We start from the raw sequence: 15,132 nt of genomic DNA, 5'->3' as shown, positions 1-15,132 counted from the left end.
CTACGGTCCGGGCAACAGGTCGAACGGGCGCCGCTAGCGAAAGTCGCCCGGCGTCAGGCCGTGACGCGCCATCTTGTCGTAAAGCGTCTTGCGGGGCAGTCCGAGCGCCTCGGCGGCGGCCCGGACATCGCCGCCGGCCATGATCAACTCGTCGCGGATCAACTGCCGCTCGAAACGATCCACCTGATCGGTGAGGCTGCCGGCCGCCGCCTCAGTGGCGGATTGCGGCACGGCTCCGAGCCCGAGGGCGCAACGCTCGGCGAAATGGCCGAGTTCGCGGACATTGCCCGGCCAGGGGTGACGGCGCAGATGATCGCGGATGGACGGCGTGACCGGCGGCACCGGCCGTCCGAACCGCTCGGCGGCGCGGCGCAGGAAGTGCTGGAAGAGCAGCATCACGTCCTCGCCCCGGTCGCGCAGGGGCGGGATCGCGATCGTGATGACGTTGAGGCGGTGATAGAGGTCGTCCCGGAAGGTGCCCTGAGCGGCCGCCTGCCCGAGATCCACCTTCGTGGCAGCGACGACCCGCATGTCGACTGGCCGCACCTCGTTCGTGCCCAGCGGTTCCACGGTGCGCTCCTGAAGCACCCGAAGCAGCTTGACCTGCAGCGGCAGCGGCATGCTCTCGATCTCGTCGAGGAAGAGCGTTCCACCCTGTGCGTGCTCGATCCGACCGATCCGGCGCTTCAGCGCCCCGGTGAAGGCCCCGGCCTCGTGGCCGAACAATTCGCTCTCGACGACGCTGTCCGGCAGCGCCCCGCAATTCATCGCCACGAGATTCCGCCCGGAGCGCCGGCTCCAGCGGTGCAGGGCGCTCGCCACCACCTCCTTGCCGGATCCCGTCTCACCGAAGACGAGCACATCGACATCGGCCTGCGCCACCTCGCGCACGAGGGCACGCAGGTTCGCGATCTCCGGGGAGATCCCGAGGAACGCCGGATCCTCCTCGACCGCCGCGTCGAGCCGCGCCCGCAGCGCCCGGTTCTCCATCACGAGCCGCCGCCGCTCCAGCGCCCGGCGCACGGAGGCGACGAGCGCTTCCGCGGGATAGGGCTTGGCCAGGAAGTCGTAGGCGCCGCCCTGCATGGCGGCCACAGCCATGCGGATGTCGCCGTGGCCGGTGATCAGGATGACAGGCAGATCCGGATCCACCCGGCACAGGCGCGCCAGCAGGCCGACGCCGTCGAGTCCGGGCAGCCGCACGTCGGTGACCACCACGCCGGGAGGCGCGGCCAGAATCGCCGCCAGAGCCGCCTCTGCGGCGGCGAAGGCCTCGACGGCAAATCCCTCCAGTTCCAGGCTTTGGCAATTGGCCCGGCGAACCTCCGCCTCGTCGTCGATGAAGACGACGCGCTCGGTCGCCGCCTCCGCGTCCGCCGATCCGCTCACGGTGTTGCTCCCAAGGGCTTGTCCACGCCCGGACTCTTCTCCGTCGCCCGGAGCAGCTCCATCCGGAAGACCGTGCCGGCGTCCGCGCCGCCCGCCAGGATCAGGTTGCCGCCGCAATCCTCCACGATCCCACGGGCGATGGCGAGACCCAGACCGAGGCCATCCGCCTTGGTCGTGAAGAACGCGTCGAAGACCTGGCTGCGTAGGGCGTCGGGAATGCCGGGCCCGGTATCGGCCACTTCGACCGCGATGCGCTCGCCACCGTCGGAGCGAAGGTGCAGGCCGACGCGGGCGTCCGGTCGGCCCGCCACCGCGTCGAGGGCGTTTTGGAGCAGATTGACCAGAACCTGCTCCAGCCGCGGACCGTCTCCGAGCACGCGCAGATCCGGGTCGGGCCGGTCTGCCGCGAGCGGGACGTGGAGGGCCGCCGCGCGCGCAGTCACGAGTTCCAAGGCGTTTGCCACCACGTCGCGCAGCACCACCGGCTCGCGTCGCGGCGAGGCGCGGCGGGCGAAGCCCTTGAGCTGCCGGGTGAGGCCCGCGATGCGGTCGGTGAGCCGGCCGATGGCGGCCGCGTTCTCGGCCGCGTCGTCGGATCGCCCGCGGCGGATGAGGATCGCGGTGTTGTCGGCGTAGGAGCGGATCGCCGCCAACGGCTGGTTGATCTCGTGCGCCATGCTGGCCGCGAACTGGCCCAGGGCCGCCAGCCGGCCGGCCTGCGCCAATTCGCGGCCGAGGCGCTCGCGTTCGGCCTCGCCGCGCTGCCGCTCCGCGATCTCGGCGCGCAACTGCGCGTTGGTCTCGCGCAGCGCGCGTGTCCGCGCCTCGACCCGGGTTTCAAGCTCCGCCCGGCGCGCAGCGGCCTCCGCCAGCCGGGTCCGCGTCCGGCGGCCGCGGTCGGCCAGGGCGAAGAGCCCATACCCGACGAGCGCCGTGGCCAGCGCCGCGATGATCCAGGCCTGAAGCCGCTCGCGCTCGACGGCGGTGCCGACCGGTGTCAGCGTAAACAACCGCCAGTCCGTGCCGGGCACGGGGGCCTGCGACAGGATCGCGGTCCAGGCCGGCAGTGCCCCCCGGGCGACGCGGACGGCGTCCGGCTTGCCGGCGATCGGATGCAGCGGCAGCCGCTTGAGGGACGCCGCCCCGAATTCCTGCCCCGCCTCGATCCGGGCACGCTCGGCGGCATCGATGGCGTCGAGGGTATCGAAGCGCCACCCCGGCTCGCTGGTGACGAGGACGATGCCCCGGGCATCAGTGACGAAGGTCACCTCGTGGGCCGCGCGCCACGCCGCCTCGACCGCGTCGAACTCCACCTTCACCACGACGACCCCGGCGCCAGTGCCGACGCGCCGCGCGAGGTACAGGCCGGGCCGGCTGCTGACCGTGCCGAGGGCGAATTGCGATCCGGCGCCGCCGGCCAGGGCCTGCTTGAAATAGGGACGGAAACCGTAATCCTGTCCCACGAAGCTGCGGTCGCTCCCGGCATTGCTGGCTGCGACCGTGAGCCCATCGGCGCCGATCACGTAGATGACAGCCGAGCCGGTGGCGGCTGCGATTTGTGCGAGCCGTTTGTCGACGCGATCCAGAAGGCCGCGGTCCGGATCCGGCCCGAGTGCGGCGACGACTTCGGGGTCGGTGGCGAGTGCAAGCGGCAGCGAGGCCTGCTTCTGCATCTCGGCCAGCAGCACGCCGACCTGAAGCCCGATGGCCGAGCGGGCGGCCCGCCGCAGATCCGACAGGGCCCAGCGTTCTGCGGTGCGGCCTGCGAGCCACGTCGCCGCCAGGACTGCGCAGAGCCCGAGAAGAATCGCGAGACCCCGCCGCGACGGCGTTCCGTCCGGCGTCCGGGCTCCGCTTTCGGGTGCCGCCGAGCGGATCAACGGGCTCCAACCCGTGCGGAAAGCCGGAACGCTTCGGCCCGAGGCGTGCGGAAATCCGCAAGAGAACCGATCAGGCGGTTGCACCACGGCCGTAAAAAACCGTTTCCTTTCAATGAAATGATGAAATGCAACTCGCCGCCTTTCGATGGCATGCCGGTTGCCATTCCCGCCACGTAACGCAGCCATGTCGTCAGTGAACGGCTGCTAGCCAAACGGCCAAGAGCAAGCGCGGACAGCGTCGGACCATTTCGACGCCAGCCGCCCAAACCGAAGCTATCGACAGGGAGAACGCCCCATGGCTGCCGTGCCATCACCACTCACCGCCCCGCATCCGCCCGCCAAACCGAAGCCGCTGTACCGGACGCTGTACTTCCAGGTCCTGGTCGCCGTCGCGATCGGCATCCTGCTCGGCCACTTCTATCCGCAGCTCGGTGCCGAGATGAAGCCGCTCGGCGACGCCTTCATCAAGCTCGTCAAGATGATCATCGCCCCGGTCATCTTTCTCACCGTCGTCTCCGGCATCGCCGGCATGACCAACCTGGAGAAGGTCGGACGCGTCGGCGGCAAGGCGCTGATCTACTTCCTGACGTTCTCGACGCTGGCACTGATCGTCGGCCTCATCGTCGCCAACGTGCTCCAGCCGGGCAACGGCCTGCACATCGACCCGAAGTCGCTCGATCCGAAGGCGATCGCCACCTACGCCGGCAAGGCGAAGGAGCAGAGCATCGTCGACTTCCTGATGAACATCATCCCCACGACGGCGGTCGGCGCCTTCGCGGGCGGCGAGATCCTGCAGGTGCTGTTCTTCTCGGTGCTGTTCGGCTTCGGCCTCGCCTTCCTGGGCGACCGCGGCAAGCCGGTCCTGGACATCATCAAGGTGCTGTCCGAGGCCATCTTCGGCGTCGTCAACATCATCATGAAGGTCGCCCCCGTGGGCGCCTTCGGCGCGATGGCCTTCACGATCGGCAAGTACGGCATCAGCTCGCTCGCCAACCTCGCCTATCTCGTCGGCGCGTTCTACCTGACCTCGACGATCTTCGTGCTGGTCGTGCTCGGGGCGGTGGCCCGCTACAACGGCTTCTCGATCATCCGGCTCATCCGCTACATCAAGGAGGAGCTGCTCCTCGTGCTCGGCACGTCCTCGTCCGAGTCGGCGCTTCCCTCGCTGCTGGAGAAGATGGAGCGGGCCGGCTGCTCCAAGCCGGTCGTCGGCCTCGTCGTGCCCACGGGCTACTCGTTCAACCTCGACGGCACCAACATCTACATGACGATGGCGGCCCTGTTCATCGCCCAGGCGACCGATACGCCCCTGAGCTTCGGCGAACAGGCCCTTCTGCTCCTCGTGGCCATGCTGTCCTCCAAGGGCGCGGCGGGCGTGACCGGCTCGGGCTTCATCACGCTGGCGGCGACGCTGGCGGTGGTGCCCTCCGTGCCGGTGGTCGGGATGGCGCTGATCCTGGGCGTGGACCGCTTCATGTCCGAGTGCCGGGCGCTCACGAACTTCATCGGCAACGCCGTGGCCTGCATCGTGGTGGCGCGCTGGGAGAACGAGGTCGACGAGGACAAGCTCGCGGCGGCCCTTGCCGGCCAAACCACCCGACCGGCCGGCCACACGCCGGCCCTGCAGGCCGCCGAGTGAGCCGCGGCCGTCGCGGGCCGCGGGTGCGGCTCGCGACGGCCACATCCTAGACAAGCGATATGCGATCAGCCCGCGCAGACCGGCGGGCGGCTGTCCCGGGACTCCAAGGGCCGATCCACGGCCGTCAGCCCTGCGCGAGGGCCTGGGGTGCGAAGGCGGCGACGACCGGCCGGAACGCGCCGACGATCGCAGGATCGAGCCGGCCGGCCATGCCTTCCAGAATCGCGTATGCCGCCTCGCTCGCCATGGGCGCTCTATAGGGCCTCTGCTCGATCAGGGCCGCGTGGATGTCGCAGACGGTGACGAGCCGGACGAGGTCGGGGATGTCACGTCCCTTGAGCCGGTCCGGATAGCCCGAACCGTCGAGCATTTCGTGATGCGACCGGACCACCAGAAGCATCTGCTGCTCGAAGCCCTGCTCGGCGAGCATGCTGTATCCCTTTTCGGGATGCAGCCGCATCACGGCCATCTCGGTGTCGTCGAGCCGGCCCGGCTTGTTGAGGATGGCGGCAGGGATGTGGATCTTGCCGACATCGTGCAGCAGGGCCGCTTTGGTGACCCGGTGACGCTCCTGCACGCCGAGGCCGAGACTTGTCGCGAAGGCGGCCGCCAGCCCGGCCACCAGCAGGCAGTGCTGGTGCGTGGCATCGTCGAATTGGCGCACCGCCCGGATCCAGTCGCGGATCCCCGTATCCCGGATCGCGACGTCGATGGCCTGGGTGCCGTTGTCGATGACAGCGGGTGTGATCGGCTGCTCCGCCACGAAGACCGATGCGTAGAACCCGCGCACCTCTGCCGCCATCCGGACCGCGCAGGCGGGCACCGGCTCCTCGACATGCGCCGCGACGGGTGACGGCGGCCGCTGCGCGCCGAGCCGATCCCGCAGGTGATCGATGTCGATGGGGGCGCACAGCGTGTGCGTCGCACCGAGCGCGACGCCGACGAGCCGGGTGCGCGGGCTCTCGGTCGGCAACAGGACGACCAGGGGGACCCCGTGCCGGATCTGCACCAGGAGGCGCCGCAGACGTTCGACGGATGCCGTACCGAGATCGAGGACGTCGGTGACGATCGCGGTCGGTGTGCCGACCGGCGCCGCCGCGGCGCGGAGGTCGTGGATCTCGCAAGACAGACCATCGGACAGGTCCCCCTGCAAGCCCAGGCTGCGTACGGGATCGTCCGTGATCAGAAGGATACGGCCCATCGGCACGCTCTCTGATCGCGGCCTACGGGAACATTGCGTCAACCGTGTCCTGCGAGACCGAGGCGTCGCCGGGTAGCACGGGGCCATTCAGCAGGGCCGCTTCGCCGCTGCGTCTGTCGTGCGGCAAGTTGGGCCGTGCCGGGCCATCGCCGGACGCCGACCAGACGCGCAGCATCTCGCCGATCCGCTCCTCCACGAGAACGATCGTGCGCACGACCTTCGAGATCCGCTGCCCGGTCAGATCCTGGAAGTTGCACGCCTCGAAGATGGTTTGCATCTCGGCCTGAATGGCCTCCGCGTCGGCCCGGGTCGCAGGGTGTTCCGAACGCCTCACGATCCCGCGGGCCAGCCCATCGACGGTCTCCGACGCCGTCAGAATCGCGTTCGTGGCGTCTTCCGTGCCTTGTACGACGGCGTGGAGCTCGTCGCAGGCGCGACTGGTCTCCTGCTCCTGTCGAAGGTCTGCGATTTCCTGGCGCGTCCGCGCGATCGCGTCCGAGATCGACACGAGCTGGCTCCGCAGGAGCCCGACACCCTCTTCTATGGAAACGACGTCCGGTACAGCACGGGCCATGATCGACGATCACCATGCGCTTTAATTTAGGCGCCGAAACTATCGGCCATGTCTTAAGCTGGGCTTAATGCCGATTGTTTCCGTGTGTCGTCAGCGTATCGTACGATTGATGACTTAAAGATTTCATGATTTCGTACTTCGAGCCGGTCGATCGGTCAATTCGATGCCCGTAGCCCCCTCCAGCCTGATGTTCGGAGGCGTGCAACGGTGGTCTGCTGGTCTGACAAGCGGCGGCCATCCAGGGCGCCGTCGCAAGACTCAAGGAATCTCTGCCAGTTCTTTCAACTTGAGGTGGACGTGACGGTTAAATTTGCAATTGCATGTTAAGTGACAGCATTCCGAATGGATCGATTTTGAACAATGCTGCGCGAAAAAAAAGTAAGCTTTTGATGCTCTTTTAGCGGCGTGGTCCGGTCGAAGGCTGGGTATTGAGCACGGAAGTCCGAACGGTGGTTCGCTGGCTTGATGGGCGAGCGCAGGCGGCGCGCTTCGTGCGGGCGCGCGGGGGTGCGACTGCCGTGGAGTTCGCCCTCGTGGCTCTTCCGTTCTTCGCGCTGATCGGGGCCTGCCTGGAGAACGGGATCGTCTTCTGGGAGCAGGAGATCCTCCAGCAGGCAGTGTCCGATGCTGGCCGGCAGATCTATACGGGCTCCTTTCAGACCGCGAACACCGGCACCACCGATCCTGCGACCCTGATGAGCCGGTTCCGGACGGCGATCTGCACGCAGTCGAACGGCACCCCGCGGGTGACGATCTTCAACTGCGCCAATGTCCGGGTCAGCGTCACGCAGGCCAGCAGCTACGCGGCCGCCAACCCGGTCTCGCCCGTGGCGACCAATGCCAGCGGCGCCAGCGACTGGAACGCGAGCTTCCCCAGCTATTCCTGCGCGGGCGCCTCCGCGATCGTGATCGTGCAGGCGGCCGTGGACGTCCCGATCTTCTTCCCGCTGCTCGGTGCGGCGACGCCGAGCCTGCCCAACAGGCGTCGGGTGATTCAGGCGGCGACGGTCTTCAAGGTCGAACCGTACACAACCCAGTCCGTGTGCTCCTGATGCGCCGGATTCTGGAACGTCTCGCGCGCTACCGATGCGACGAGCGCGGGATCGCCGCGGTCGAGTTCGCGTTCGTGTTGCCCCTCCTCATCATCCTGTATTTTGCCACCGCGGAACTCACGCGCCTGGTCGACGCGAACCGCAAGCTGACGCTGTTCGCGCGCACGCTGAGTGATCTGTCGGGACGCGCGGACAATCCGAGTCCGACGGTCGAAGCCATGGCGACGATCGCGGGCGCCGCGACCGCGATCCTGCGTCCCCTCGATGCCTCGAATCTGCAGATCGTCGTCAACGCCATGGGTGTGGAGTCGGTCTCAGGCACGCTCTATGGCGGGGTCTGCTCCAGCTGGGCCCAGAACGCGACCAAGCGGCCGGCGCAGCAGCGCAACGGGACCAACGGGTTGCCCCAGACGCCGGCCGTCTATCAGTTCGACGGCGCCCGCTACATCCTCGGTGAAGTGACGATGACCTATACGCCGATCATCGGCAGCGCCCTCTACCGCTGGATCTTCGGCAACCGCGGCCTGACCTTCACGCGGCAGATCCCGTGGTCGGAGCGCACCGCGAGCGAGATCATCATGCCGGGCGGCGTGGCTTGCCCGATCTTCAACTAGCGCGACGGGGGCCCAACGTGTCCGCTGTTCCAGCCGGAATGAGCCGCCTCCTCACGCGCTGCGTCCGCACGTGTGCGCGCTCGCGATCCGGCCAGGTCGCGATCACCTTCGCCCTCGTGATGCTGCCGGTGCTGTTCGCCACGGGGGCGGCGGTGGATTACGGTCGACGCAACGCCGCCAAGGCACAGCTCGACGCGGCCCTCGACGGCGCCGTCCTCGCGGTGATCTCGCAGAAGACGAATTCGATCTCATCGACCAGCCTGCTGAACATGGAGACGCAGTTCCGAGCGGAGGCCGCCAAGGTTCCGGGCGTCACCGTGACCTCCTTCAACCCGGGAACACCCGTCAGCAACTCGGCCACACTCAGCCTGGCAGCGAGCTATACGGCCACGGTGAAGACGACGATCTCATCGTTGATGCAGGTGCCGGTCATGAACATCAACGGGAGCTCGTCCAGCACCCGCAACATGTTCCAATATATCAACTTCTACCTGCTGCTCGACAATTCGCCGTCGATGGGGCTGGCGGCGACTGACACCGATGTCGCCAACATGAAGATCGCGACGGGCGGCTGTGCCTTCGCGTGTCATCAGCACACCTACGACAATAAAGGTCGTATCACAGGGGATAGCCAGACCGACTTTTATCACGTGGCGCTGAAGAACAACATCAAGCTGCGCATTCAGGTCCTGCGTGACGCCGTGTCGGCCTTGGTCGATCAGGCGAACGCAAGCATGTCGCTGTCGCAGCAGTATCAAATGGAAATGTGGACGTTCAACGATTCCACGACGCAGACCCGGCTCCAGGCGATGACGCCGACCCTGAGCCAGATCAAGGCTGCGGCGCCGAACATCGACATCGCGTACGCGTATTACAACCAGTCGGACAACCAGACGGATTTCGAGCGCGCCATCGCGGTCATGAATACCACGATCCCGGCGAGCGGGACCGGCATCACGGCGTCCTCTCCGATCCGCTTTCTGTTCCTGGTCACCGACGGGGTCGAGGATACCGGTGGCAGCGTCACGAACCAGAGCGCCGGCTTTCAAATCCAGAGCGACCGCTTCATCGGCCCTTTCAGCCCATCGACATGCAATGCGCTGAAGAGCAAGAACGTGCGAATCGGCATCATCTATACGCAATACCTGCCGATCTACGACAACGACTTCTACAATCGGTACGTCAGACCCTATGAGGGCCAGATCGGGCCGGCGCTGCGGTCCTGCGCGTCGGACGGGCTGTACTTCCCCGTTGCGTCCGGGGGTGACATCACCGCCGCCATGCTCAAGCTGTTCTCCACCGCGGTGGCATCCGTCCGGATCAGCAACTGAACGGGTTCCGGTCACTCCGGGGGCCGGCATGGCCCTGCCTGTCGGTGGCCCTGCGTTCCGCTAAGGCGATCCGGCCGGCGTCGGTCCGAGGACATTGACCCACAGCACGATGGTTTGGCCATGCGGGTCGGGATTGCTGAACCGGTGTGGTCGCCGGCTCTCGAAGCGGAAGCTGTCGCCTTCCGCGAGTTGAAGGGTCCGCGCCTCGACGACCAGGGTCAGGCGCCCCTCCAGAACGAGGCCGGCCTCCTCGCCCTCGTGGCTGAACGGCTCGTCGCCGGTGCTCGCCCCCGGCCTCAGCACCATGTGGAAGAGGCTCATCCCGTGCGTGCCGCCGGGCGGGGTCAGCAACTGCTTGGTGATGCCGGCCCGCCAGAGCTGAAGTTCCGGCCGGTCCTTCCGGAACACCACGATCGGGTCCGGATCGGGCTCGTGCGGGCTGGGCTCGAAGAGGCCGCCGATACCGATCTGCAGCGTGTCCGCGAGGAGCGCCAGGACCCGGAGCGAGGGCGACGACAGACCCCGTTCGACCTGACTGATGAACCCGATCGAGAGACCGGTGCTGGATGCGATCGCCTCGAGGGAGAGCCCCCTGGCGCGCCGGAGGCCGCGCAGGCGCTGACCCACGGCCCGGTCGACCGGTTCCGGACCCGTTGCGTCGCCTTGGGGAATGCTCACCGTCGCACCAACCTGCCTCTCGCGTGTCTCTTCATGCACGTGAAAGTCCCTTGCGTCGATATTGGAAACGTGCGGTATTCTTCACGAGAATGAAATCGGGCGGCTGCTCTGGTCGCGCAATCCGGTCATGATGGGAGCGGCAGGATGAGAAGACGGTTGGCCGGGCTGTGTCTGTCGTCGACGCTGCTCCTGGGAATCCTGGGGAGCGCGGTCGGCGCCCAATCCCTGAAGGTCGGTGCGACGCCGACAGGCCTGCCGTTCACCTTCCTGGACACCAAGACGAACACCATCCAGGGCGTGATGGTCGACCTCGTCAACGCGGTCGGCAAAGAGGCGGGCTTCACCGTGGCGGTCGAGCCGCTGCAATTCTCGACGCTGATCCCGGCGCTCACCGCCTCGAAGATCGACATCATCTCGGCGGCGATGTTCATCACGCCGCAGCGCAAGGAAGTCGTGGCGTTCTCGGCGCCGGTCTACAGCTACGGTGAGGGGCTGATCGTCCCGAAGGCCGACACGAAGGATTACATGTCCTTCGCTGACCTGAAGGGCGAGACCGTGGGCGCCCAGGTCGGCACCGCCTTCGTCGAGCCGCTGAAGAAATCCGGCCTGTTCGGCGAGGTGAAGATCTACGATACGATCCCCGACATCATTCGGGACGTGAACTCCGGACGGCTGAAGGCCGGCTTCGCCGATGCGCCGATCCTGGCCTACTACGTGAAGCAGGGAGCGTTCCCCGGCGTCCGCCTGGTCGAGACCTTCAAGCCGACCGTGGTGGCCTCGGTGGGCCTCAGCGTCCGCAAGACCGACGCGGACTTGCTGGCCAAGATCGACAAGGCGCTCGCCAAGCTGAAGGCCGACGGGACGCTCCAGGCGATTCTCACCAAATGGGGCCTGCCGCCATCGGCCGACCGGTCCTGAGCTCCATGCGCGAGTTCCTCGCCGATGCTCAGGAATACCTGCCGATCCTGCTGCAGGGCGTGCAACTGACGGTCCTGATCACCCTCGCCTCCCTGGTGGTCTCGACGCTCCTCGGCTTGGTCTGGGCGGTGATGCGCGTCTCCGGCATCGCCGTGCTGGCGGGCTTCAGCGCGGTGATGATCAACATCCTGCGCGGCATCCCGATCATCGTGCAGCTGTTCTACATCTACTTCGTCATGCCCGATTTCGGCCTGTCGCTGACCGCGGTGCAGGCGGCGATCATCGGGCTCGGCATCGCCTATTCGGCCTACCAGGCGGAGAATTTCCGCGCCGGCATCGAGGCGGTGGATCGCGGCCAGGTCGAGGCGGCGCTGTCGATCGGCATGGGCTGGGGCATGACGATGCGGCGGGTGATCCTGCCGCAGGCCATCCGGATCGCACTGCCGCCCTACGGCAACATCATGATCATGATGCTCAAGGATTCGTCCCAGGCCTCCACCATCACGGTGGCGGAACTGGCACTCCAGGGGAAGCTGATCGCGTCGTCGACCTTCAAGAATACCAGCGTCTACACGATGGTGGCGCTGATGTACCTCGCGCTCAGCCTGCCGCTCATCCTGCTGGTCCGGCATCTCGAGGCCAAGGGGCGGCATCGATGATCGTGCTGAAGGACGTGCGGAAGCACTACGGCACCCTGGAGGTGATCAAGGGCGTCTCGGCCGAAGTCACCAAGGGCGAGGTGGTGTGCATCATCGGACCCTCGGGGTCCGGCAAGTCGACCCTGTTGCGCTGCATCAACGGCCTGGAAGCCTATGACGGCGGCGAGATCCGCGTCGACGGTCAGCGGGTCGACCGGGACAAGCGCAGCATCAAGGCGATCCGGACCCGGGTCTCCATGGTCTTCCAGCGATTTAACCTGTTCGCCAACCGGACCGCCCTCGAGAACGTCGTCGAGGGGCCGATCCACGTCAAGGGCGAACCCCGTGCGGAGGCCGAGGAGCGCGCCCGGGCGCTCCTCGCGCGGGTCGGTCTCTCCGGCAAGGAGCACGCCCGGCCGGACGAACTCTCCGGCGGCCAGCAGCAGCGCGTCGCGATCGCCCGGGCGCTCGCCATGCGCCCGGAGGCGATCCTGTTCGACGAGCCGACTTCGGCCCTCGATCCCGAACTCGTCGGCGACGTGCTGCGGGTGATGCGCGGGCTCGCCGACGAGGGCATGACGATGATCGTCGTGACCCACGAGATCGGCTTCGCCCGGGAGGTCGCCGACCGGGTGCTGTTCCTTGATGGCGGCCGGCTCGTCGAGCAGGGACCCGCCGCCGAGATCCTGAACCGTCCGCAGAACCCGCGCACGCAGGATTTCCTGCAGCGTGTGCTGCACCCGCTTTAGGACAAGGCCGTGGCCGAACCGTTCCCCCTCGCCCCCTCGCTCTGGGCCACTACGGCGGCGCCCGCGCCGGACACGCCGCCGCTCGCCGAATCCGGCACAGCCGACGTGGTGATCGTCGGCGGCGGATTCTGCGGCCTGTCCACCGCCCTGCACTTGGCCGAGCGCGGCATCCGCCCGGTGGTTCTGGAGGCGCGGGAGGTCGGCTATGGCGGCTCCGGTCGCAACGGCGGCCAGGTGATCCCGGGCCTGAAATACGATCCCGCGGATCTCGTCGCCCGGTTCGGGCGAGAGCGCGGCGAGCGGCTCGCACGCTTCGCTGGCGGAACCGCCGACGTGGTGTTCGACCTGATTGCCCGGCACGGGATGGACGTGCCGCACCGGCGTGCCGGCTGGATTCAGGGTGCCCATACCGAGACGGGGCTCGCCGAAGTCGAACGACGGGCGGCGCAATGGGCCGATCTCGGCGCGCCGACCCGCGTCCTCGACAAGGCCGAGGCCGAACAGCTCCTCGGGACCGGTCGCTATCGCGGCGGCTGGCTCGACGGACGCGGTGGCGCGATCCAGCCCTTGAGTTATGCCCGCGGCCTCGCCCGGGCGGCCCTGAAGGCCGGAGCGTCGATCCACGGCGCATCGCCGGTGACCTCTCTCGAACGGACAGGGTCGGGCTGGACGGTCACGACGGCCCAGGGGGCCCGGCTGAATGCCGAACGGGTCGTTCTGTGCACCAACGGCTACACGGGCGGCCTCTGGCCGGACCTCGCGCGGACCGTGATCGCGGCGAACTCCTTCCAGGTCGCCACGGTGCCGCTCTCCGACAACCTGCGGCGCTCGATCTTGCCCGAAGGCCATGTCTCGTCGGACACGCGCAAGCTCCTGCTCTACTTCCGGCTGGACCATACCGGTCGCCTGCTGATGGGCGGCCGCGGTCCGTTCCGGGAGCCGCGGAGTCCTGCCGACTGGGCCCATCTCGAACGGATCGTCGGCAAGCTGTTCCCGCAGCTCGACGGGACCGCCTTCGACCACCGCTGGTGCGGCCGCGTCGCGATCACCCGGGACTACCTGCCCCATCTCCACGAGCCGGCACCCGGCCTCCTCATCGATATCGGCTGCCAGGGCCGGGGCGTCGGCCTCCAGTCGGCGATGGGTCGTGTGATGGCCGCCTACATCGCCACCGGCGATGCCGACAACCTGCCGCTCCCGCTCACTCCGATCGCGCCGCTGCCGCTTCACGCCCTCCACAGACTGTACGTGTCGGCGATCATCGCCTGGTATCGCCTGAGCGACGGCGGCATCCGCTGAGGCGGCGAGGCTCGGCGTCTCGACGATCCAGCGAGACCCCCGCGGGCGGCGGTGCCAGGATCCCGACCGACAAGTCGGGAAGCGGACGCTATCGGCTTCTCGGGGCAATCGCGACCCGGCCATCGAGCCGCATCGGAACAGGCCTGCCGCGCCGGAGGAGCGGCTTACTGGAACCGCCGCATCTCCGGTGAAAGGGAGCGTCCGGCCTCGAGCAGGGCCCGAACCTTGCGGGTTGCATGCAGCAGGATATCCGGGCGGGCATCCTCGTAGGACGTCTCGTCGACGAAACTCTGCAGCGCCTCCGTGATCCGATCCTCGATCTCGTCCATCAGGGCGAGGCCTTCCGGACCCTCCCTTCGAAGATGTGCGTCCGCGAGGGTCAGATAGGCCGCGCTCGCCAGCAGGAAGGCGATCCCGTTCGCCTCCCGGGCCGCGTCTGAACTCGCGTCGCCGCCGTCCGTACCGTCTGCGACGTCGTCGTCCATCGGCCTATGCACTCCTCATCCGTCAGGCCCGCTGTGCCGCCTGCGCGGCGCCGCGCAAAGTAGGGAAAAAGGGGTCGGTCCCGTCACCATTCGGGCAACGTCGGCGGTGGGTGTGGCCTGCGCGCTTGCGCCCGTGGCTCAGCCGCTGGGATCGGTCCGATCCTGCGCGGCCCGCCGTTCGCGCATCCTGCAGAGCGCCCGCCGCCAGGCGGCCACGACGGCCTCGCGTGCTCCGGCCTCTGCGCCCCTGGTCGGATCGGCCGGCCGGCCCCTGCCCTCGCGCTGGCTGTTTCGGTCTCTCGGATCTCGATTCATGATCGCCTCCCTGCGTGACAGAGAGAGACGCCGAATCCAGGGACTCCGCGGTGAGGCCGCGCACGCGAACCGCGGAAACCGCGTGCGGGGGAGCACATGCGGTCACGCTCGAGCCGATCCTCGTCCGCGGCGCTGACACCGCGCAATTTTTCTGATCGTGGACCGAAGAGTTTTTCAGCAGCGCCGGTCTGCATTTTAGGAGTACTGTCACGCGGCCGGCATGGGCCCTCGTGCAATGCCGCAAATATTGATGCGGTGCAATAACGATCGTATTCAAAACTCAGCTGACTCCCGGGGCCGATATGTCCCGGAACCACGGGGGCGGCGTATGGCAGAATCGGAGGGGACGGGCATCACGGCCGGCCGCACC

15 protein-coding genes are annotated in these 15,132 nt (G+C 67.6%); 8 read left to right on the top strand and 7 right to left on the bottom strand.

Translation table 11 applies throughout. The annotated features are described in order from the left end of the window. Positions 1-33 precede the first annotated feature (33 nt). From MCBMB27_RS26165 to MCBMB27_RS29830, 3 genes are read right to left on the bottom strand one after another with little or no spacing between them, the layout of a single operon-like run. Complete coding sequence (locus MCBMB27_RS26165; protein ID WP_075381643.1) at positions 34-1,389, bottom strand: sigma-54-dependent transcriptional regulator; 1,356 nt, start codon at positions 1,387-1,389, stop codon at positions 34-36. After that, a complete protein-coding gene (locus MCBMB27_RS26160; protein ID WP_075381642.1) occupies positions 1,386-3,269 on the bottom strand; it encodes an ATP-binding protein in 1,884 nt (627 codons plus the stop codon). The genes MCBMB27_RS26165 and MCBMB27_RS26160 overlap by 4 nt, the downstream gene beginning before the upstream one ends. Then, positions 3,266-3,580, bottom strand: a complete 315-nt coding sequence (locus MCBMB27_RS29830; RefSeq protein WP_139231633.1) for a hypothetical protein — start codon at positions 3,578-3,580, stop codon at positions 3,266-3,268. Before MCBMB27_RS29830 ends, MCBMB27_RS26160 begins: the two co-directional genes overlap by 4 nt. Between MCBMB27_RS29830 and MCBMB27_RS26155 the strand changes: the two genes are divergently transcribed. Beyond that, positions 3,565-4,908, top strand: coding sequence for a dicarboxylate/amino acid:cation symporter (locus MCBMB27_RS26155; protein ID WP_043346633.1), 1,344 nt, complete (start codon positions 3,565-3,567; stop codon positions 4,906-4,908). The two genes, MCBMB27_RS29830 and MCBMB27_RS26155, sit on opposite strands and share 16 nt — an antisense overlap. A gap of 124 nt (positions 4,909-5,032) precedes the next feature. On the opposite strand, the gene MCBMB27_RS26150 is transcribed toward MCBMB27_RS26155, so the two are convergent. Both MCBMB27_RS26150 and MCBMB27_RS26145 read right to left on the bottom strand, forming a co-directional pair. Further along, a complete protein-coding gene (locus MCBMB27_RS26150) occupies positions 5,033-6,109 on the bottom strand; it encodes an HD-GYP domain-containing protein (RefSeq protein ID WP_075381641.1) in 1,077 nt (358 codons plus the stop codon). A gap of 22 nt (positions 6,110-6,131) precedes the next feature. Further along, positions 6,132-6,617: a protein phosphatase CheZ gene (locus MCBMB27_RS26145; protein ID WP_236952834.1), complete on the bottom strand. Its 486-nt coding sequence runs from the start codon at positions 6,615-6,617 to the stop codon at positions 6,132-6,134. A gap of 515 nt (positions 6,618-7,132) precedes the next feature. Here MCBMB27_RS26145 and MCBMB27_RS26140 point away from each other — a divergent pair. The 3 genes from MCBMB27_RS26140 to MCBMB27_RS26130 are packed head-to-tail and all read left to right on the top strand — an operon-like array spanning position 7,133 to position 9,680. Continuing rightward, the gene (locus MCBMB27_RS26140) at positions 7,133-7,735 is read left to right on the top strand and encodes a TadE/TadG family type IV pilus assembly protein (protein WP_091955289.1); all 603 of its coding nucleotides are present in this window, start codon (positions 7,133-7,135) and stop codon (positions 7,733-7,735) included. Continuing rightward, positions 7,735-8,349 (top strand): TadE/TadG family type IV pilus assembly protein, encoded by a 615-nt coding sequence (locus MCBMB27_RS26135; protein WP_043386279.1) that lies wholly within the window; start codon positions 7,735-7,737, stop codon positions 8,347-8,349. Before MCBMB27_RS26140 ends, MCBMB27_RS26135 begins: the two co-directional genes overlap by 1 nt. Positions 8,350-8,387: 38 nt before the next feature. After that, positions 8,388-9,680, top strand: coding sequence for a TadE/TadG family type IV pilus assembly protein (locus MCBMB27_RS26130; protein WP_051976201.1), 1,293 nt, complete (start codon positions 8,388-8,390; stop codon positions 9,678-9,680). A 60-nt stretch (positions 9,681-9,740) separates the two neighbouring features. Here the strand turns inward: MCBMB27_RS26130 and MCBMB27_RS26125 are convergent, their stop codons facing one another. Beyond that, the gene (locus MCBMB27_RS26125; protein WP_236952833.1) at positions 9,741-10,358 is read right to left on the bottom strand and encodes a helix-turn-helix domain-containing protein; all 618 of its coding nucleotides are present in this window, start codon (positions 10,356-10,358) and stop codon (positions 9,741-9,743) included. 144 nt (positions 10,359-10,502) lie between these two features. Between MCBMB27_RS26125 and MCBMB27_RS26120 the strand changes: the two genes are divergently transcribed. The 4 genes from MCBMB27_RS26120 to MCBMB27_RS26105 are packed head-to-tail and all read left to right on the top strand — an operon-like array spanning position 10,503 to position 13,962. Continuing rightward, positions 10,503-11,276, top strand: coding sequence for an ABC transporter substrate-binding protein (locus MCBMB27_RS26120; protein WP_043386249.1), 774 nt, complete (start codon positions 10,503-10,505; stop codon positions 11,274-11,276). A gap of 5 nt (positions 11,277-11,281) precedes the next feature. Continuing rightward, positions 11,282-11,935 carry an amino acid ABC transporter permease gene (locus MCBMB27_RS26115; RefSeq protein ID WP_043346657.1) on the top strand — a complete coding sequence of 218 codons (654 nt, stop codon included), beginning with the start codon at positions 11,282-11,284 and terminating at the stop codon, positions 11,933-11,935. Beyond that, entirely contained in the window at positions 11,932-12,663 is a 732-nt protein-coding gene (locus MCBMB27_RS26110) for an amino acid ABC transporter ATP-binding protein (protein WP_043386251.1), read from the top strand. Before MCBMB27_RS26115 ends, MCBMB27_RS26110 begins: the two co-directional genes overlap by 4 nt. 9 nt (positions 12,664-12,672) lie before the next feature. Next, positions 12,673-13,962 carry an NAD(P)/FAD-dependent oxidoreductase gene (locus tag MCBMB27_RS26105; protein ID WP_075381639.1) on the top strand — a complete coding sequence of 430 codons (1,290 nt, stop codon included), beginning with the start codon at positions 12,673-12,675 and terminating at the stop codon, positions 13,960-13,962. A 164-nt stretch (positions 13,963-14,126) separates the two neighbouring features. Here the strand turns inward: MCBMB27_RS26105 and MCBMB27_RS26100 are convergent, their stop codons facing one another. Next, complete coding sequence (locus MCBMB27_RS26100; RefSeq protein WP_043386257.1) at positions 14,127-14,447, bottom strand: hypothetical protein; 321 nt, start codon at positions 14,445-14,447, stop codon at positions 14,127-14,129. Positions 14,448-15,132: the final 685 nt, after the last annotated feature.

The sequence above is a fragment of the Methylobacterium phyllosphaerae genome, assembly GCF_001936175.1.
GTDB lineage: Bacteria > Pseudomonadota > Alphaproteobacteria > Rhizobiales > Beijerinckiaceae > Methylobacterium > Methylobacterium fujisawaense.
Note: the sequence above shows the minus strand (reverse complement) of the source record. Positions and strands in the feature narration are given on the sequence as shown.